This window comes from Amycolatopsis sp. NPDC054798 (assembly GCF_053611505.1).
Genome location: NZ_JBSHAM010000108.1, coordinates 6415 through 24082 on the forward strand (window position 1 = coordinate 6415; position 17668 = coordinate 24082).

General features: G+C 69.6%; 17 protein-coding genes. 7 read left to right on the forward strand and 10 right to left on the reverse strand.

Going from position 1 to position 17668, the window contains the following annotated elements; all coding sequences use genetic code 11:
* Positions 1 to 214: 214 nt before the first annotated feature.
* Genes ACWGIC_RS38755 through ACWGIC_RS38765 form a run of 3 tightly spaced genes read left to right on the forward strand, consistent with a single transcriptional unit; the run spans position 215 to position 2174 of the window.
* Positions 215 to 808 (forward strand): glycerol-3-phosphate responsive antiterminator, encoded by a 594-nt coding sequence (locus ACWGIC_RS38755; RefSeq protein ID WP_452080926.1) that lies wholly within the window; start codon positions 215 to 217, stop codon positions 806 to 808.
* Positions 805 to 1089, forward strand: coding sequence for a putative quinol monooxygenase (locus tag ACWGIC_RS38760; protein WP_452080927.1), 285 nt, complete (start codon positions 805 to 807; stop codon positions 1087 to 1089). Before ACWGIC_RS38755 ends, ACWGIC_RS38760 begins: the two co-directional genes overlap by 4 nt.
* Positions 1089 to 2174 (forward strand): zinc-dependent alcohol dehydrogenase family protein, encoded by a 1086-nt coding sequence (locus tag ACWGIC_RS38765; RefSeq protein WP_452080942.1) that lies wholly within the window; start codon positions 1089 to 1091, stop codon positions 2172 to 2174. The genes ACWGIC_RS38760 and ACWGIC_RS38765 overlap by 1 nt, the downstream gene beginning before the upstream one ends.
* 46 nt (positions 2175 to 2220) lie before the next feature.
* Here the strand turns inward: ACWGIC_RS38765 and ACWGIC_RS38770 are convergent, their stop codons facing one another.
* From ACWGIC_RS38770 to ACWGIC_RS38785, 4 genes are all read right to left on the reverse strand, one after another.
* Entirely contained in the window at positions 2221 to 2790 is a 570-nt protein-coding gene (locus ACWGIC_RS38770; RefSeq protein WP_452080928.1) for a YbhB/YbcL family Raf kinase inhibitor-like protein, read from the reverse strand.
* Between the two features lie 182 nt (positions 2791 to 2972).
* The gene (locus ACWGIC_RS38775; RefSeq protein WP_452080929.1) at positions 2973 to 3305 is read right to left on the reverse strand and encodes a transcriptional regulator; all 333 of its coding nucleotides are present in this window, start codon (positions 3303 to 3305) and stop codon (positions 2973 to 2975) included.
* Positions 3292 to 3789 carry a hypothetical protein gene (locus ACWGIC_RS38780; protein ID WP_452080930.1) on the reverse strand — a complete coding sequence of 166 codons (498 nt, stop codon included), beginning with the start codon at positions 3787 to 3789 and terminating at the stop codon, positions 3292 to 3294. The genes ACWGIC_RS38775 and ACWGIC_RS38780 overlap by 14 nt, the downstream gene beginning before the upstream one ends.
* 199 nt (positions 3790 to 3988) lie before the next feature.
* The gene (locus tag ACWGIC_RS38785) at positions 3989 to 4555 is read right to left on the reverse strand and encodes a hypothetical protein (RefSeq protein ID WP_452080931.1); all 567 of its coding nucleotides are present in this window, start codon (positions 4553 to 4555) and stop codon (positions 3989 to 3991) included.
* A gap of 194 nt (positions 4556 to 4749) precedes the next feature.
* Here ACWGIC_RS38785 and ACWGIC_RS38790 point away from each other — a divergent pair, with 194 nt between their 5' ends.
* A complete protein-coding gene (locus tag ACWGIC_RS38790; protein WP_452080932.1) occupies positions 4750 to 5787 on the forward strand; it encodes an FUSC family protein in 1038 nt (345 codons plus the stop codon).
* On the opposite strand, the gene ACWGIC_RS38795 is transcribed toward ACWGIC_RS38790, so the two are convergent.
* Positions 5765 to 8035: an FdhF/YdeP family oxidoreductase gene (locus ACWGIC_RS38795; RefSeq protein WP_452080933.1), complete on the reverse strand. Its 2271-nt coding sequence runs from the start codon at positions 8033 to 8035 to the stop codon at positions 5765 to 5767. The two genes, ACWGIC_RS38790 and ACWGIC_RS38795, sit on opposite strands and share 23 nt — an antisense overlap.
* A 213-nt stretch (positions 8036 to 8248) precedes the next feature.
* Between ACWGIC_RS38795 and ACWGIC_RS38800 the strand changes: the two genes are divergently transcribed.
* Genes ACWGIC_RS38800 through ACWGIC_RS38810 form a run of 3 tightly spaced genes read left to right on the forward strand, consistent with a single transcriptional unit; the run spans position 8249 to position 10115 of the window.
* Positions 8249 to 9466, forward strand: coding sequence for a PucR family transcriptional regulator (locus ACWGIC_RS38800; protein WP_452080934.1), 1218 nt, complete (start codon positions 8249 to 8251; stop codon positions 9464 to 9466).
* Between the two features lie 2 nt (positions 9467 to 9468).
* Complete coding sequence (locus ACWGIC_RS38805; protein WP_452080935.1) at positions 9469 to 9663, forward strand: hypothetical protein; 195 nt, start codon at positions 9469 to 9471, stop codon at positions 9661 to 9663.
* Positions 9660 to 10115 carry a CBS domain-containing protein gene (locus ACWGIC_RS38810; protein ID WP_452080936.1) on the forward strand — a complete coding sequence of 152 codons (456 nt, stop codon included), beginning with the start codon at positions 9660 to 9662 and terminating at the stop codon, positions 10113 to 10115. The genes ACWGIC_RS38805 and ACWGIC_RS38810 overlap by 4 nt, the downstream gene beginning before the upstream one ends.
* Here ACWGIC_RS38810 and ACWGIC_RS38815 read toward each other — a convergent pair.
* The 5 genes from ACWGIC_RS38815 to ACWGIC_RS38835 all read right to left on the reverse strand — a co-directional run bounded on the left by ACWGIC_RS38815 (position 10096) and on the right by ACWGIC_RS38835 (position 17478).
* Positions 10096 to 12447, reverse strand: coding sequence for an alpha-L-fucosidase (locus ACWGIC_RS38815; protein WP_452080937.1), 2352 nt, complete (start codon positions 12445 to 12447; stop codon positions 10096 to 10098). The genes ACWGIC_RS38810 and ACWGIC_RS38815 overlap by 20 nt on opposite strands.
* 202 nt (positions 12448 to 12649) lie before the next feature.
* A complete protein-coding gene (locus tag ACWGIC_RS38820; RefSeq protein WP_452080938.1) occupies positions 12650 to 14236 on the reverse strand; it encodes a glycoside hydrolase family 13 protein in 1587 nt (528 codons plus the stop codon).
* A gap of 47 nt (positions 14237 to 14283) precedes the next feature.
* The gene (locus ACWGIC_RS38825; RefSeq protein WP_452080939.1) at positions 14284 to 15153 is read right to left on the reverse strand and encodes a carbohydrate ABC transporter permease; all 870 of its coding nucleotides are present in this window, start codon (positions 15151 to 15153) and stop codon (positions 14284 to 14286) included.
* Positions 15150 to 16124, reverse strand: coding sequence for a carbohydrate ABC transporter permease (locus tag ACWGIC_RS38830; RefSeq protein WP_452080940.1), 975 nt, complete (start codon positions 16122 to 16124; stop codon positions 15150 to 15152). Before ACWGIC_RS38830 ends, ACWGIC_RS38825 begins: the two co-directional genes overlap by 4 nt.
* Positions 16102 to 17478, reverse strand: a complete 1377-nt coding sequence (locus tag ACWGIC_RS38835) for an ABC transporter substrate-binding protein (RefSeq protein ID WP_452080941.1) — start codon at positions 17476 to 17478, stop codon at positions 16102 to 16104. The genes ACWGIC_RS38830 and ACWGIC_RS38835 overlap by 23 nt, the downstream gene beginning before the upstream one ends.
* Positions 17479 to 17668: the final 190 nt, after the last annotated feature.

Below are 17668 nucleotides of genomic sequence, written 5' to 3' on the forward strand. Positions count from 1 at the left end.
ACACTCCCACACCACGCCCGGCTCTCCAGCCCCTTGTCGCCATAGGTCCTATAAAACTTCACCATCATGACCCGATTCTCGCACGGCGCCGGGGCGTGCGCTGCCGGACTTGGCGAGCTGGGCGGCCGCAGGTGCGGCGGGGCGGCAGGGTTCCCCTCACGGACCTTCGAGGCGGGGACGGGGGAGCGGCGGGAGGCATGAAACGGTGGACGGCATGAACGAGAAGATCACGGCGGCGTTCGAGGACGTCCCGGTGTGCGCGTCGGTGGTCGGCGTCGCGAAGGTGCCGGATTTCGTGGCCGCGGACTCCCGGGTCGGGATCCTGGCGTCCGTCCCGGTCGGGCAGCTGCCGAAGATCGTCGCGGCGCTGGCCGGGCGGGACAAGCTCGTGTTCGTCAACATCGATTCGTGCCCCGGGCTCGCCACCGACCGGGCGGGCGTGGACTTCCTCCAGGAGATCGGGGCGGCCGGGGTGGTCAGCACCCGGGTCGCGCCGATCGAACGGGCGCGGGCGCTGTCGATGCTGACCATGCACAAGGTGTTCGTCACCGACCGGTCGAACCTCAACCGGAGCCTGGAGGCGGTCAAGCGCAGCGGCCCGGACCTCGTGGAGCTGATGCCCGCCCCGATCATCCCGTGGATGTCGGCGGCGGCGCGGGAGGTCATGTCGCCGTTCGTCGCGGCCGGTTTCGTCACCGACCGCGACGGGGTGGCGCATTCGTTGGCGATGGGCGCGGCGGCTGCCGCGTCCTCCGATCCGGGGCTGTGGTCGCTGACCCGGTCCCGGCTGCGTACAGGAGAAGAATGAGTTTCGTAGTGGTGGCCCGGTATGCGACCGCGGAGCGGGACCGGGTCGTCGAACTGCTCGGCCCGATGGCGGAGGCGTCGCGGCGCGAGCCCGGCTGCCGCCGGTACACCGTCCACACGGGAATCGAGGACGGGGTCGTGGTGATCGTCGAGGAGTACGACAGCGAAGCGGACTTCGCCGCGCACTGCGCGTCGGAGCACTTCACTCGGATCGTGCTCGGCGAGGTCGTGCCGCTGCTGTCCGAGCGGCAGGTCACCCGTTGCGTCCCGGTCGGTGCGTGATGGAGGTTCGCGGCGCGGTTCTGCGCGAGGTCGGGAAACCGCTGGAGATCGAGACGCTGACGCTGGCCCCGCCGGGCCCCGGCGAACTGCTGGTGCGGGTGCGCGCGGCCGGGCTGTGCCATTCGGACCTGTCGGTGATCAACGGTTCGCGGCCCCGTCCGCTGCCGATGGTGCTCGGGCACGAGGCGGCCGGCGAGGTGGTCGAAGCGGGGCCGGGCAGCGACTTCCGGCCCGGCGAACACGTCGTCCTGACATTCGTGCCCTCGTGCGGCGACTGCGCTCCGTGCACGGCGGGCCGCCCGGCGCTGTGCGGTCCCGCCGCGGCGGCCAACCGGGAGGGCACGCTGCTCGGCGGGGACGTCCGGTGGTCGTCGCCGGCCGGGAACCCGTTGCACCACCTTGGAGTTTCGGCCTTCGCCTCGCACGTGGTGGTGTCCGACCGGTCGGCGGTGCGGATCGACAAGGCGCTGCCGTTCGAGATCGCGGCGTTGTTCGGCTGCGCGGTGCTGACCGGTGCCGGTGCGGTGTTCAACGCGGCGGACGTGCGTCCCGGCGACAGCGTGGCCGTGTTCGGGCTCGGCGGGGTCGGCCTCTCCGCGTTGCTCGCCGCGAAAGCCGCCGGTGCCAGCACCCTCCTCGCGATCGACCCGGTCGAGAGCAAACGCGAACTGGCGCGTTCGCTCGGTGCGACGCACGTGCTGACCGGTGACGTCGCGGAGATCCGCGAGCGGACCGGCGGCGGCGTGGACTACGCCGTCGACACCACCGGCGTGGTCGCCGCGCTGAGCCAGGCGTACGAGGCGACGCGGCCGGGCGGGACGACGGTGACCGTGGGCCTGCCGGACCCGTCCGCCGGGCTGACCCTGCCCGCGCAAAGCCTGGTGGCCGAAGAGAAAACCCTGCGCGGCAGTTACCTCGGTTCGTGCGTGCCTCGGCGGGATGTTCCCCGGTTCATCGCGTTGTACCAGGCCGGGTTGTTGCCGGTGGAGGCGTTGCTGACGCATTCGATCGCGCTGGAGGAGATCAACGCGGGCTTCGACCGGCTGCGGGACGGGGGCGCGGTCCGTCAGGTGGTCGTCTTCTAAACGATCGTCTTCTGAACGGCCGCCTGCTGAACCGCGCCCGGCCCGGCTACGAGTTTCCGCGCAGCGAAGCGGTCGCGATGGTGGCCGCGTTGATGGCGTTCTCGGCGGTCTGGGTCGAGGAATTGGAATCGAGTTCGGTCAGCGATTCCTTGCTGAGCGCGTGGACGGCCCATTCGTAGGTGTGGTCCGTCGTGCACGGGCCCTGGTATCCGAAGAAGTTCGCGCTGCCGCGGTAATAGGCCTGCCGTGACCCGGCAGGAACCGAGGGCTGGTACGCGTGGTCGACGTTCTGCGGCAGTCCGGCCGTGCCCGCCGGGATGTCGTAGATGACCCAGTGGATGATGCCGTTGTCGAGGTCGTGCATGACGATCGCGTAGCTCTTGGCCTGCTCCGGGGCTCCGGACCAGGCCAGCGGCGGCGACTCGTCCTTCTTCTCCGGGTCGCCGTCGCCGCTGCTGGCGCAGTCGTGGACCTTGGGGATCATCCCGCCGTCGGCGAAGGCGGTGCTGGAGAGGGCGAAGGCGTCCGCTCCCGGGGCCGCCGACGCGGCGGCGGGGCTGAAACTCGCGGCGCAGAGGACGAGCAGGGCGAAGAGAGCGATTCTGGTGCGTCTCACTGGAGGCTCCCGAGGCTGCTGGTGGTCTCTTGTCCTTTCGTGGGGAGAGTGTGCGCCGGAACGGGCGCGGACGGCCGGGCCAGCGGCAGTGAGTACCACGTTTCCCGCCAAGAGTGACATGCGGAGCGGCAACCGGGCGGGTTCGAAGCTCTGCGGGACCGCCGCGCCATCTACCGGTGCGGTCAGCCGCCGGGTTCCTCCGCGCGGTGCGCGCCCTCCGCCCGTTGCGATTGCTCGACGATCCGGTGCAGGGCCGCGACGTGGGCGCGCAGCGCGTGGTGCCCGGAATCGCTGAGGTTGAGCCAAGTTCGCGGGCGTTTGCCCACGTATCCCTTCTTGACTTCGACGTACCCCGGGTTGGCCAGGTTCGTGATCTGCTTCGACAGCGCGGAGTCCGACAGCCCGGCCGAATCGCGGACCCAGCCGAACTCGGCCCACTCGGCGCCGGACAACAGCGCCACGATGGAGAGCCGGGTGGGGTCCAGCAGGAGCGGGTCCAGGTCAGGCACGGCCATCCGGCGCACCTCCCGAGCGGCCGCGCCGGATCAGCGCGGCCAAGCCTCGCCGCAGGTGCGGCCCGAACGCGATCAGCACGATCGCCAGCACCGCGCCCAGGATCGTGTTCCCGTACGGGATCCGCACGGGCAGCAGCGCCAGCGCGAGCGCCGCCGCCACGCAGACCACGACGAGGACCAGCCCGGCGGCGAGCTTCGGCCGCCTCGCCGACCTGTCCGCCCGCACCTGGTGCCCCAGCCACGACGCGCCTCGACGGGTGCGCAGCAACAGCACGTAGCCCACGACGAGCACGGCCAGCACCAGGCCCTTCCACGCGGCGGCGCTGGGCAGGAAGTCCGCCGAGGCCAGGTACAGGAAGACCACGACAGCGAAGACCGCGTCCACCCACCTCGCCCCGTGCAAGGAGCCCAGTGCCTGGTCCCTGCGGTGGCCGACCTCCCGCAGGGCGCGTGCCGCTTCTTCAGCGGACGGATGCTCGGGCATGACCGTCTCCTTGTCTGGCCGGAATCACTTTCCTCAGGAGAAAGTACCTCATCACTTTCTCTTCAGGCAAGTACTGACCTGAAGGGGAGCGTTCGAGGTCAGGCCGGTGCGGCGCTCGGTGTCTGGCGAATGCTGGACGAAGGGTTCCTCGGCTCGTGCGGACAGCGGACCGCGATCCGTGGCCGCCTGTCCGAGGTGCCTAGCGTCGCTTCAGCAGACGAGGCATCACCGGCTCGCTGTCCTGAACTTCCAGCGCTGCTCGCGCCAAGCCGATGAACGTGAGGTATGCCTCCCGGAAGTGCCGGTAGGCAGTGTCGTAAGCGTCCCGCCTCTCGGAACTGTTGTCCTCGGCGAAAGCCTTGAGCGCCGACTGCACGTGCCGTGCCCCGTTCCGCACGAGATCCGCCGCCGCGGAGACCTCGGCCGGGCCGTCGAGCCGGACTTCGTGCATTGCCTTGTTCATGTCCGCGATGGCCGGGCCGACGCGCTCGTGCATCTGCCACAGGATCCGTTGCGCGCTTTCGCTGTCGGGAGCCGCTTCGACGTCGTAGATCTGCCAGGTGACCTGGTTGAACGCGTGCACGCAGTTCATCATTTCCAGATAGGAGGACCGGCGCTGTTCATGTTGCGCGCGAAGGGCTTCCGCCCGGGTGTTCGTCCGGGCTTGGGCCAGTGCGGCGCGAAAGGTCGCCCGGGAGGTGAGGAAGCTGGCCGCGAGCGCGGTCAACGCCGTCAGGATGCCCACCCACAGTCCGTTGTTCGCCATGGCCGAAGTTTGCCAGGCCCTGGGTGCATTCGGTCAGCCCGGAGTTTCGCCCGCTGCGGGAATCCTCCCGCCCGGCCACAGACGTCCTTGTGGGGAACCACAATCCTGGCTGGTGCCGACGTTCGCGCAGGTATTGTCGGACGACCGGCGGATCCCGGGCAGTGCAACGTCAGGAACGAGCAAGCGGAGGACAGGTGCCGGTGGCGACCTCGGCCGCGCCCGCGCGCTCGTTCGACGGCGGCGAATGGTGGCATGCCGGCCGGGTCGCGGCCGGATTGCTCGTCCCCGGGCTGGCGTTGCTCGCGGCGGGCCGTCCGGACTTGATCATTTTCGCCGCGTTCGGCTCGTTCGCCGGGATGTACGGCCGTGCCGAAACGCGGGCGCTTCGTTTCCGGCACCAGCTCCAGGCAGGTGCGGTGCTGCTGAGCGGCGTTTCGGTGGGTGTTTTGCTGTCAGCGTGTCACGCGCCGCCGTGGCTGCTGGTCGTCACCGAATCCGCGTTCTCGTTCGGTTGTGCGCTGGTGACCAACCGGTTGGACTTGAGCCCGCGCGGGCCGTTCTTCGGGATTTTCGCCCTCGGTGCGATCGCGCTGGTGCCCGCCGGGCGAGTCGAGCCGTGGGCCGGGATCGCGTTGTGCGCGGGCACCATCGCCGGATGTGTCCTCATTGGACTGACCGGGCCGGAACGTCCAGCTTCCCCAAGGACAACGACCTGTGGGACAGCGTGCGCCGTGGTGAACGCTGCCCGGTACGCGGTGGCGATCGCTGCCGCGGGCGCGGTCGGGTTGCTCCTCGGCGTGGATCACGCGAACTGGGCGATGGCCTCGGCCGCAGTGCCGTTGGCGGCGGCCGACCCGCGAAGCAGGTTGCATCCGGGTCTGCGCAGTGTGCTGGACCGCAGCGCGCACCGGGTTCTCGGGACGCTGGCCGGACTGGTCGTCACGGCTTTGCTGCTGCTGCCGGGATTCGGGGCCGCACCGCTGGCGCTGGCGGTGATCGCGCTGCTGTTCCCGACGGAATTGTTCATGTCCCGTCACTACGGAATCGCGCTGGGATTCTTCACCCCGCTGATCCTCGTGATGACGGAACTGGCCGCGCCCGCCGCACCGGCGACACTGCTCACGGCACGGGTGGCCGACACGCTCGTCGGCGTCGCGGCCGGCATCGGGGCGGCGGTGCTCGTCCGCGCCCCGTGCCGGACCGCCGGTCTCACGCGGAGCGCTCGACCGTGACCTTCAGGTGCTTCATGATCGGCTGGTCGCTCTGCGTGCTGTAGTCGCCGATCGCGCACAGGACGTTCATTTCCGGCATGTACCCGGCCGCGCAGCCGCGCGGGATGTCGTACGGAATGGCGCGGTAGCGCTGCACCGAACGTTGCGTGCCGTCTTTCGCGGTGGCGGTGATGTCGACCTCGTCGAACTCGCTCAGGCCGCGCTCGCGCATGTCCTCGGCGTTCAGGAACACCAGCGTGCGGAGGTTTTTGATGCCGCGGTAGCGGTCGTCGTCGGAGTAGATCGTCGTGTTCCACTGGTCGTGCGAGCGCATCGTGCCCAGCGCCAGCGTTCCGGCGGCGGGGACGACGTCGGGCAGGTCCGCGGTGGAGAACTCGGCGCGCCCGGACGGCGTGTGGAAGACCCGTTCGCGGGCGGGCTGGTGGATGCGGAAGCCCAAGGGTTCGCGGACGCGGGTGTTGAAGTCCTCGAAGCCGTCGAGGACCCGTGCCATGGTGTCGCGGATCCGGTCGTAGTCGCCGACGTAGTCCGCCCACGGCGTCGTGCTGTCCGGCAGGGTGGCGCTGGCCATCCCGGCGATGATCGCGGGTTCGGACAGCAGGTGCGGCGAGGCGGGTTTCTTCATGCCGGTGGACAGGTGGACCATGCTCATCGCGTCCTCGACCGACGTCGATTGCAGCCCGCTGGCCTGGAAGTCCTTCTCGGTCCGGCCGAGGCAGGGCAGGATCAGCGCCTGTTTGCCGTGTTCGAGATGGCTGCGGTTGAGTTTGGTGCTGACCTGAACGGTCAGGTCGCACTTGCGCAACGCGGCCGCGGTGTAGGGGGTGTCGGGCGCGGCGAGGGCGAAATTGCCGCCCATGCCGACGAATACGCGCACGTCGCCGCGGTGCATCGCCTCGATGGTGCCGACGGTGTCGAGCCCGTGGTGGCGCGGCGGGTCGATGCCGCAGACCTCGGCGAGCTTGTCGAGGAACTCCGGCGCCGGGCGGTGGTCGATGCCGCAGGTGCGGTTGCCCTGCACGTTGCTGTGCCCGCGCACCGGCGACGGCCCGGTCCCGGGGCGGCCGAGGTTTCCGCGCAGCAGCAACAGGTTCACGATCTCACGGACGGTGTCGACGCCGTGCTCGTGCTGGGTCACGCCGAGGCACCAGCTGATGATCGCCCGGTCGGCGTCGCGGTAGATCTTCGCCGCCGCGCGGATTTCGGACTCCGTCAGCCCGGACTGCCGTTCCAGGTCGGCCCAGGGCGTGGTTTCGCAGACGACGCGGTACTTCTCGCCGCCGGTGGTGTAGGTCGCGAGGAAGTCCGAGTTGATCGCACCAGGATCGGTTTCTGCCATCTCAAGCAGGGCTTTTGCCATGCCGCGGAGGAACGCGAGGTCGCCGCCGATGCGCGGCTGCAGGGTGAGTGTGGACGTCGGGGTCGCTTGGAAGGTCGCCATCCGGACGAAGTCGTGCGGGATGATCGTGCGCGTGGCCCCGGCCTCGACCAGCGGGTTGACGTGCACGATCTGCGCGCCGCGCCGGTGCGCCTCGGCGAGCGCGGTGAGCATCCGGGGCGCGTTCGACGCGGCGTTCACGCCCATGATGAACAGCGCGTCGGCGGCTTCCCAGTCGTGGATGTCCGCGGTGCCCTTGCCGGTGCCGAGCGCGGCTTGCAGCGCGCGGCCGCTCGCCTCGTGGCACATGTTCGAGCAGTCCGGCAGGTTGTTCGTGCCGAACTCCCGCGCCCACAGCTGGTACAGGAACGTCGCCTCGTTGCCGAGGCGGCCGGAGGTGTAGAACGCGGCCTGGTCGGGGGAGTCGAGGCCGCGCAGCGCGGCTCCGACCAGTTCGAACGCCTTGTCCCACGAGATCGGCACGTACCGGTCGGTCTTCTCGTCGTAGCGCAGCGGTTCGGTGAGCCGCCCCTGGGATTCCAGCGCGGTGTCGCTCCAGCCGTCCAGTTCGGACACGGTGTGCGCGGCGAAGAATTCCGCGCCGACGCGTTTCCGCGTCATCTCCCAGGTGACGTGCTTGATCCCGTTTTCGCAAATGTCGAGATGCAGGCCTTTGGTGTCGTCCGGCCAGGCGCAGCCGGGGCAGTCGAACCCGCCGTTCTCGTGGTTCATCTTCACGATCGCGCGCGGGCCGGCGAGAAGTTCCCGTTCCCGGACGAGGAACTGCGTCACGCTTTTCGCCGCGCCCCAGCCCGCGGCCGGATGGTGGTAAGGCTTGAACTCCGGCTGGCCCTCGCGCTGTTCGTCCACCGTAACCCTCTCGCCCGCAACTGTGCTTCTCTTCCTGATTCAAGCACGGCGGCCCGCGCCGGGCATCCGGACGGGGAATGCGGCCGGCGCTATTGTGGACGGCGACAAACATTTCTGTAGCGGCCCACAAAATGCGCGGAAAATCGGCTTCCGTTTCCCGGGCGGGGAAAGCCGCGGGCGCGGCCGGGCCGGAACGCAGGTAGCATCCCGGGCGTGGCCGACCGGGAGGAAAGCGCTGTGCGCACCGCCGCCTTGACCGGACTCGTCGCCTGGGCCGACGAACGGCTGCCCCGGCTGATCGACGACGTCTGCGCGGCGAGCTGCGAGCGGATCGCGATGTACCGGGACGAGAAGATCGTCCCGCGCGCCGACCTGCGCCGCTCGATCGCGGTGAACCTCCGGTTCATGGTCGACGCGCTCAGCGGCGGCGAGGCCCCGGACCAGCGCGCGCCGAAGGAGACCGGCCGCCGCCGGGCGCACCAGGGCGCGCCGCTGCCCGAGGTGCTGCAGGTGTACCGGATCGCCTGCGCGATGCTGTGGGACCTGCTGGTGAGCCGGGCCCGCGAGGCGGGAAGCACCGACGTGCTGATCGACGTGGCGAGCCTGCTGTGGCAGGTCACCGACGAGCACGCGGTCCGCGTGACCGAGGCGTACCGGGCGGCGAACGCGGAACTGCTGGTCGCCCAGCAACGAAGGCGTTCCGCACTGGCCGAGGCGCTGCTGACCGGCCAGCGCGGGTCCGGCTCCGGGCCGTGGGAGGCGGGACGGCTGCTCGGGCTGTCGCTGGACGGGAAGCTGGCCGTGGTCGTGGCCGAGACGCGCGGGCTGGCCGAGGAGAGCCTGGTCGGCGTCGAACGGCGGCTCGGGCAGCTCGGCATCGTGTCGGCGTGGCACCTCTCGCCGACGCTGCAGGCCGGCGTGGTGTCGCTGCGCGAGGAGCAGTACGACGCGATGCTCGCGCTGCTGCGCGAACTGGCGCTGGCCCGCACCGGCGTGAGCCCGCTGTTCCGCTCGCTGACCGAAACCCCGCGCGCGGTGCACCTGGCCCGGACCGCGCTGTCGGCCATTCCGCCGGAACGCGGCGAGGTCCGCGCCTTCGACCCGAGCCCGCTGGCCGCGTTCGTCGCCTACGACCCGGACGAGGGCCGCCGGCTGGGGGAGCAGGTCTTCGGCGCGGTGCTGGAACTGCCCGCCGAGGAACGCGACGTGCTGCTGGAGACGCTGAACGCGTACTTCGCGCACGGCGGTTCGTCCGAACGCGCGGGGCAGGTCCTGCACTGCCACGCCAACACCGTCCGGTACCGGCTGCGCCGGATCCGGGAACTCACCGACCGGTCGCTGACCGACCCGCGGGACCTGGCCGAACTGGTCACCGCGATGCAGGCGCTGCGCGTGGACGCGGCGCGTTCGACCGATTCTCCCAGGAGCTGACGATGTCCGAAGAACTGTCCGAAGAGTGGTACTTCAACACGCGCACGAACGAGGTCGAGCGCGGCCGCCAGTCGCGCGGCGTGGACCGGCTCGGCCCGTACCCGGACGAGGCCACCGCCCGGCGGGCGCTGGAGCTGGCCCGCGAACGCACCGCGGCGGAGGACCAGTCCGACGCGGAGTGGAACAACCCGCAGTGACCGCACCGGATTTCCGCGGCGCGCCGACGGTCGGCGAGGCGATGCTCCGCGCGCCGAAGGTGCTCGCCGCTTCGGCCACGGTCGGCGAGGTCCGCGCGCTCTTCGACAACGACCACGTGCACGCTGCGCTGGTCGTTGCCGGACAGACGCTGGTGAGCGTCGTGGAACGGCCGGATCTCGACGGGTTGCCGGACGAGCTTCCGGCGTCTCGGGCGGGTCGGCTGACCGGGCGGGTGGTCGCTCCGGAAGCGGAGCTTTACGCGACCTGGCTGGGGATGTCCCGGCGCAGGCTGGCTGTGGTGGACGGGAACGGGCGGCTGGTGGGGCTGCTGTGCTTGAAGCGCAGCGGGTGTGGGTTTTGTTCGGACGCGGACGTGGCGGCCCGGGCTCGCGACCTGGAACCCGGGCTGCCACTGACTGCGGCGGCGAGGATCAGCGCCAGTCCACTTTGAACACCCACGCGTGCTTCCCGGCCGCCCGCGCCGCAGCGGGGACGTCGATGACCAGCCGTCCGTCGTTCTGGGTCCAGTGCAGCGAACCGCCGTGGCCGAGCATGCTCACGCGGTCGCCCTGCCGGATCGGGACCGGGGCGTCGACCACCAGCTGTGCGCCGGGCGCGACGAGCGACATGACGTAGAACGCCGAACCTGGCTTGACGGTGAAGCGCAGATCGCCGAGCTGGGCCATGCGCGACCAGTATGTGGTGCCGTAGATCGCTTCGCCGTTGGTGCGCAGCCACGCCCCGGTCTCGCGCAGCCGCTGCTGCATCACGGCGGGGATCGTGCCGTCGTATTCGGGGCCGATGTCCAGCAGGAAGTTGCCGTTCTTCGACACCACGTCGACGAGCGTGTGCACCACATCCTCGGTGGTCATGTACTTGTCGTCCGGCGTCGCACGGTTGTAGCCGTAGGAATACGGGTCGAGGCCCCGGCTCGACTCCCACTTCGCGACGACGGTGTTCGGGTACGTCGTGTACTCCGGCGTCGTGAAGTCGTGGTCCGGGATGCCGCCGCGGTCGTTGTAGGTGACATCTTTGGGCCGACGCCGGTTTTTGGCGCGGTTGAAGTACTCGGTGAGCACTTCGCGGCTGTCGTTCACGCCGCCGATGTCGAACCAGAGAACGTCCGGGTCGAAGCCGGAGATCAGCTCCAGCACCTGCGGCGCTTGAAGGTCCTTCACGAAATCGCGTCCGGCCGTGTAGCCGGTGTAGGGCAGCGGCGCGCCGGTGTACGGATTGCGCGGGGCGTGGCCCATCCACGGGTTGTCCGGGTTGAACCACTCGGGCAGCGAGAAATACAGGCCGTTGCGCAGGCCCGGCGTGTATTTGCGCGAGGCGGCGAACAAGTCGGCGACGAGATCGCGGCGCGGGCCGAGCTTCTTCGCGTTGCGGCCGCTGACTTTGGTGTCCCACAAGGCGAAACCGTCGTGATGCTTGGACGTGAGTACGTAGTACTGCGCGCCAGCGTCCTCGATCAGGCGCACCCACGAACGCGGATCGAACCGCGCGGCGGTGAACTTCGGGATGAAGTCGTCGTACACGAACGATTCGCCGTAGGTCTTGGCGTGATATGCGTACGTGGGACCGTTGGGATCTTGCTGGTTGTTCCAGTACCACTCGGCGTACTGCTGCCCGACCGGAGCCCACGCGGGCACCGAGTACACGCCCCAGTGGATGAAGATGCCGAATTTGGCGTCGCAGAACCAATACGGCGCGCGATGCGTGGACAGCGACGCGTCCGTCGGCCGGAAATCCGGGATGCCGAGCGGCACCGGAAGCGTCCGGCTGGCGATCGTCGAACGGTCGGCGAGCACCCGGATCCGGCCGGTCGCGGGCGTTCCGGCGGGCAGGCCGCGGTCGGGGACCAGGCCGAGCCGCACCGTGGTCTGTTCGCCCGGGGCCAGCCGGGGGATCGGCGCGGGAGTGCGCACCCGGCCGCCCGGCACGTCGAGCGAGACGGTGATCCGGTCGCGCGCTTCGAGCCAGACGGTGCCGGTGTTGACGACCGTCGCTTCCACCGCTTGCGGTCCGCCGTCCTGCAGGAGGTTCGCGGTCGCGCGGGCGTCGAGGACCGTCGCCGAACGGCCTTGCGCGACCGGCTGCAGCGTCAAGGCGAACACGTGCAGGCTAGGCACATTCGCGGCGGGCTGGGCGGTTTTAGGCAGCGTCAGGGCGACCGCGTCGCGCGCCGGGTCGATCCACACCTGCGCGGTGCCGATCGACACCGGGTTCTGGTCGGCGACGCCGCCCGGGCCGTAGCGGAAGGTCGAGGCGACAGCGCCGCCGGAGCCGTACCAGTCGGAGCCGGAAAGCGTGGCGGTGCTGGTGCTGCCGTCGGCGTAGTGGACGGTCGCGTCGCCTCCGGTGCTGCCGTAGCTGCACGCGACGAGGAACGCGGCGCCGTAGTAGCGGCCCTTCGGCAGCTCGATGCGCTGGCCGAGCGCGATGACGTTGTTCTTCGCCCCGGCCGCCGCCGAGCCGAGCAGATAGGGCACGCCGCCCGCGGTGACCGTGCTGCCCGCCGGGATCTGCTCCGCCGGGAAGGTGTAGCCGGAGCCGTCGAAGTTCCCGTCGTGCGCGTTCGCGGAGTCGATGCCGTCGTTGTCGAACCACGCCTCCAGCGGAACGGGCACCGGCGGAGGCGGCGGCACGACCGGAGTGCCGGCGCCGTCCGTGAACACCGGCTGCGCTGGTCCGCCCGCGGCCGCCGCGGTGCCCGCCGTGCCGAGCAGCACCGCGCCGCCGAGTGCCATGCCGAGTGCGTGCCGACGAGGAAAGGTCGTCATGGAACCTCCACAGTGAAGTCCAGTGGTCCGATGCCTGGCGGGGAATTTCTGGATCGTCAGGGAAATCGGGCGAGCAGGCGGCCGATACATCTGATGAATCATCGTCGGCGTGCACTGGAGTGCTGTCAAGGAGATCCCGCTCAGCGGAGCAACGGGAAAGCCGGCCACCCGAGCCTCCGGGTGATCGGCTTTCCCGCGAGAGTCAGGCGCGCAGCCAGACCGCCGTGTCCGTCGGCAGTTCAGCGGTCACCGGGTCGCTGGCCAGCAGGAGTTCCGCATGCGGCGGCAGCGCCACCGGGGCACCGGAGAAGTTGAGGACGAACGTGAACCCCGCGCCCCGGCGGAAGGCCAGCACGTCATCACCGAGCGACAGCCATTCCAGCTCGCCGGTGAGTTCCGTGCGCCGCCGCAGCCCGGCGCGGTAAAGGCTGAGCATCGACGCCGGGTCCGTCGCCTGTGCTTCCGCCGTGTACGCCTGCCATTCCGCGGGCTGCGGCAGCCAGGCGCCGCCGGGGCCGAAGCCGAACGGCGGCTCTTCGCCGGACCACGGCAGCGGCACCCGGCAGCCGTCACGGCCGGGGTCGGCACCGTTCGTGCGCGCCCACACCGGGTCCTGCCGCAGCTCGGCGGGAATGTCCTCGACCTCCCACAGTCCCAGCTCCTCGCCCTGGTAGACGTACATCCCGCCGGGCAGCGCCATCGTCAGCAACGCCGCCGCGCGAGCCCGCCGGGTGCCCAGGGCCAGGTCCACCGAGGTGCCGTGCAGCCGGTCAGCGAAAGAAAACCCGGTGTCGCCGGCCCGTCCGTACCGCGTGACGTGCCGGGTGACGTCGTGGTTCGACAGCACCCAGGCGGGCGGCGCGCCGACGGCGTCGTGCGCGTGCAGCGTCCGCTCGATGACGTCCCGGAAGCGAGCCGCGTCCCACGGGCAGACCAGGAAATCGAAGTTGAACGCCGAGTGCAGTTCGTCGCGGCGGAGGTACCGCGCGGTGCGGGACATGTCCGGCAGCCACATCTCGCCGACCAGCACGCGTTCGCCCGGGTAGCTGTCGGCGATCTTGCGCCACGACCGGTAGATCTCGTGCAGCCCCTCCTGATCGGAGAACGGCGTTTCGTCGCCCGCCTCGACATCCGGCAGCCGAGCGTCCTTCACCAGCCCGTCGGCGACGTCGATGCGGAAGCCGTCCGCGCCGCGGTCGAACCAGAACCGCAGGATGTCCTCGAACTCCGCGCGGACGTCCTGGTTGTCCCAGTTGAAATCCGGCTGCCGCGAGCTGTAGAGGTGCAGGTACCACTCGCCGTCCGGCACCCGGGTCCACGCGGACCCGCCGAAGCGCGATTTCCAGTTGTTCGGCGGCTCGGAGCCGTCCGGGCCGCGTCCTGGCCGGAACCAGAACCGTTGCCGCTCAGGCGAACCCGGCCCGGCGGCGAGTGCGTCCCGGAACCAGCGGTGCTCGTCGGAGCAATGGTTCGGCACGATGTCGATGATCACGCGAAGGCCGCGTCCGTGCGCCTCGGCGATGAGCGCTTCGGCTTCGGCGAGCGAGCCGAAAAGCGGGTCTATGTCCCGGAAATCGGCGACGTCGTAGCCGCCGTCGTCCATCGGCGAGGGGTACCACGGGGTGAACCAGAGCGTGTCGGCGCCGAGCGCGGCAAGGTGGTCGAGCCGGGCGCGGACACCGGCGAGATCGCCGATGCCGTCGCCGTTGCCGTCGGCGAAACTGCGGACGTAGATCTGGTAGATCGCCGCGGTGCGCCACCAGCTGTCTTGTCTTCGCGATGCGGTCACGGAAAAACCCTCCTCGTGGTGGGGGAAAGCGACAAGCGCGGGCGGGCTCAGCCCTTGAGCCCGCCGGCGGTGAGCCCGGAGAGGATCTGCCGCTGGAACACCAGGAACAGCGCCACCATCGGCAGGCTGGCCAGCACCATCCCGGCGGTCAGCACGTTGAGCGGCATGTCGATCGCCACGCGCTGCAGCATCACCGAAAGGGTCTGCTTGCCGGTGTCCGGGAACACCAGCAGCGGCCAGATGAAGTCCTTCCACGCGGTGACCACCGCGAGGATCGACACCACGGCCAGGATCGGCCGCGAGATCGGCAGCACGATCCGCCACAGCGTGCGCACCGGGCCGGCGCCGTCGAGCCGCGCGGCTTCGATCAGCTCGTCCGGGATCCGGTCGAAGAACCGTTTCAGCACATAGACGTTGAACGCGTTCGCGGCGGCGGGCAGCCAGACCGCGGCGGGGGAGTCGATCAGGTTCAGGTGCAGCAGCGGCAGATCGCTGATGGTGACGTAGGTCGGCACGAGCAGCGCGGCGGCGGGCAGCATGAGAGTGGCGAGCATGAGCCCGAGTACCGCGTTGCCGAACTTCGGCCGCAGCTTCGACAGCGCGAAGGCGGCGGGGACGTCGATGGCCATCTGCGCCAGCCACGCCCCGCCCGCGACGACCAGGGTGTTGAGGAAGTACTTGCCGAGGTTCAGCTGGTCCCAGGCCTCGGCGAAGGTCTCCGGATGCCATTCGTGCGGGACGAGCGTGGCCGGGGTCTGCGCCAGTTCCTGCGGCGTCTTCATCGCCCCGGTGACCGCCCAGTACAACGGGAACAGGAAGGCGAGCACGAACACCAGGAGCGTGCAGGCGAACACGACGCCGTAGACCGCCTTGCCGCGCCGGCTGCGCAACGCGCCGGGGGAGACGAGCGTCCTCATGCCTGGTCCGCCTTCCTGGTCAGCCGGACGTACAGCGCCGAGAACACGCCGAGCGCCAGGAACAGCAGCAGGCTCATCGCGCTCGCCGAGCCGAAGTCGTTGTAGACGAAGGCATAGCGGTAGAGCAGCAGGAGCACGGTCACCGTCGAATCGTCCGGGCCGCCGCCGGTCATCACGTACGGTTCGGTGAACACCTGCATGGTCGCGACGATCTGCAGCAGCAGGAGCATCAGCAGGACGAACCGGGTCTGCGGGAACGTCACGTGCCGCAGCCGTTTCCACATCCCGGCCCCGTCGAGTTCCGCGGCCTCGTACAGCTCGCCGGGGATCGTGCCGAGCGCGGCCAGGTAGATCAGCGTGGTGCTGCCCATGTTCGCCCACGTCGAGACGAACACCAGCGACAGCATCGCGGTGCCGCTCGAATCCAGCCACTGCGGCCCGGACAGGCCCGCCGCGCCGAGCGCGGAGTTGAACAGGCCGGAGCCCGGGTCGTAGAACCATTTCCACATCAGCGCGGTCACCACCGGCGGCAGCATCACCGGCAGGTACACCGCGAGCCGGAAGAACGCGCGGGCGTGGCGCAGTTCGTTGAGCAGCACCGCGGTCAGGAACGGCACCGCGAACCCGAAAACCAGCGCGAGAACGGTGAACAGCAACGTGTTCCGCCAGGCGACGCCGAAGAGCGGATCCGCGAACAGCCGGGCGAAGTTGTCGATGCCGACCCACGTGGGCGGGTTGACGAAGTCGACCTGCTGGAAGCTGAGCAGCACGCCGCGCACGATCGGGTACCAGGAGAACATCGCGAACACGACCAGCGCGGCGCACAGCAGGCCGTAGGCGCTGAGGTTCTCCTTGAGCTTGCGGCGCAGCCGGGCCCTGCGGTGCGCGGACGGGGAGGCGGCCGGCCGCCTGGCCTGCGACGAGGATGTCGCCGGCCAGGCGAGGAGGCTACTTGACCTGGGCGAGGACACTGGTGACCTTCGCCGCGGCGGTCGAGAGCTGCTGGTCGATGTTCGCGTTCCGGTCGGTGAGCACCGCCTGCATCACGCTGTCCAGTATCGCGTAGACCTGCTGCGCGTTCGGCGGTTCGACGCTGCCCTTGATCTTGCTCGAAGAGTCCACATAGGACTGGTAGTTCTGCGCGGGAACGTTGGCGTACTTGGCTTTCAGCGCCAGCTGCTGCTCGCGCACCGCGCCCTGCCAGACGTCAGGGGTCGGCTCGGCGGGCAGGCCGACCGGCTGCTTGCCGTCGACGTACTGCTTGATGTGCTTCTCGAAGCGGTCCGGGTTGAGATATTTCCACTGGATCCACTCGAGGCCCGCCTTGATCTTCTCCGGCGACGCCTTCGGGTTGATCATGTAGCCCTCGCCGCCGAGCAGCGTGCCCTTGCCGTCCGGCATCCCGGCGATGCCGTAGTCCTCGTACTTGCCGTTGAACTGCTTCACGAGCACCGGCACGTTGTCCGGGGCGGCCATGTACATGCCGAGCTGGCCCGCCCCCATCATCCGCTGCACGTCCTGGGCCTCCAGCAATTGCTTGCTGCCCATGGAATCGTCGGTCCAGCGCAGGTCGTGGAGCAGGTTCAGGGCCGCCTTGCCTTTTTCGTTGTCGAAATCGGCGACCCATTTGCCGCCGTCCTTGCGCGCGACGGAGCCGCCCATCGACGCGAGCCAGCCGGTCAGGTGCCAGCCGCCCTGGTTGTTCTTGCTGTAGTCCGCGTAGCCGACGATTCCGTTGCCCAGCGCGGAAATCTTCTTCGCGGCCGCGCGCACCTCGTCCCAGGTCCGCGGCGGCTTGTCCGGGTCGAGCCCGGCCTTCTGGAACAGCGGGCGGCTGTAGAGCAGGCCCATCGTGTAGTTCATCGTCGGCAGGCCGTAAAGCTTGCCGTCCGGGCCGCGGAAGTTGTCGAGCAGTTCCGGCTTGAGGTCGTTGACGTGCGGGACTTTCTTGGCCGCCTCGGTGATGTCCGCGGCCTGGTGCCGGGAGATGATCTGGGCGGGATCGGTGAAATAGACGTAGTAGACGTCTTCGAGCTGCCCGCCCGCCAGCTTCGCGCCGAACGTCTTCGGGTCCATGAACCCTTCGTGCGGTTCGATGCGGATATTCGGGTGCGCCGCCTCGAATTCCTTGACGTCGGCGTCGAAAACGCCGCGTTCGAACGGCTGGCTGGTCGGCGGCTGGCCGGTGACGGTGATCGTGACCTTGCCCCCGGCGGAGCTTCCCGGATCCGCGCCGCTCCCGCAGGCGGTGGCGCCCAAGGCCAGGCCCGCCGCGGCGAGCAGGGCGAACATCCTTCGGGGAGCGGGGGACCAGGGTCTGCTCATCTCAAGCCTCATCTCGCGGAGGAGCACAGCAGGTGACGGCGGTCACCCTAAGGCCGCGAGCCGCGTCTGCGCAAGAACTCAACTGAAAGCCGCAAGTTGTGGACATCGGGGTGAGGTTGGTGCAGAAGGCGGCGGAGGGGTGGGGTGCTGGGTCTTGTGAGTGTTTGTGCCGGTTCTAACCGGCACAAAC

Coding starts and splice junctions, on each gene's coding strand:
- ACWGIC_RS38755 (WP_452080926.1), top strand. CDS start 215: ATGAACGAGAAGATCACGGCGGCGTTCGAGGACGTCCCGGTGTGCGCG.
- ACWGIC_RS38760 (WP_452080927.1), top strand. CDS start 805: ATGAGTTTCGTAGTGGTGGCCCGGTATGCGACCGCGGAGCGGGACCGG.
- ACWGIC_RS38765 (WP_452080942.1), top strand. CDS start 1,089: ATGGAGGTTCGCGGCGCGGTTCTGCGCGAGGTCGGGAAACCGCTGGAG.
- ACWGIC_RS38775 (WP_452080929.1), bottom strand. CDS start 3,305: ATGGCCGTGCCTGACCTGGACCCGCTCCTGCTGGACCCCACCCGGCTC.
- ACWGIC_RS38780 (WP_452080930.1), bottom strand. CDS start 3,789: ATGCCCGAGCATCCGTCCGCTGAAGAAGCGGCACGCGCCCTGCGGGAG.
- ACWGIC_RS38785 (WP_452080931.1), bottom strand. CDS start 4,555: ATGGCGAACAACGGACTGTGGGTGGGCATCCTGACGGCGTTGACCGCG.
- ACWGIC_RS38805 (WP_452080935.1), top strand. CDS start 9,469: ATGTCCGAAGAACTGTCCGAAGAGTGGTACTTCAACACGCGCACGAAC.
- ACWGIC_RS38815 (WP_452080937.1), bottom strand. CDS start 12,447: ATGACGACCTTTCCTCGTCGGCACGCACTCGGCATGGCACTCGGCGGC.
- ACWGIC_RS38825 (WP_452080939.1), bottom strand. CDS start 15,153: ATGAGGACGCTCGTCTCCCCCGGCGCGTTGCGCAGCCGGCGCGGCAAG.
- ACWGIC_RS38835 (WP_452080941.1), bottom strand. CDS start 17,478: ATGAGCAGACCCTGGTCCCCCGCTCCCCGAAGGATGTTCGCCCTGCTC.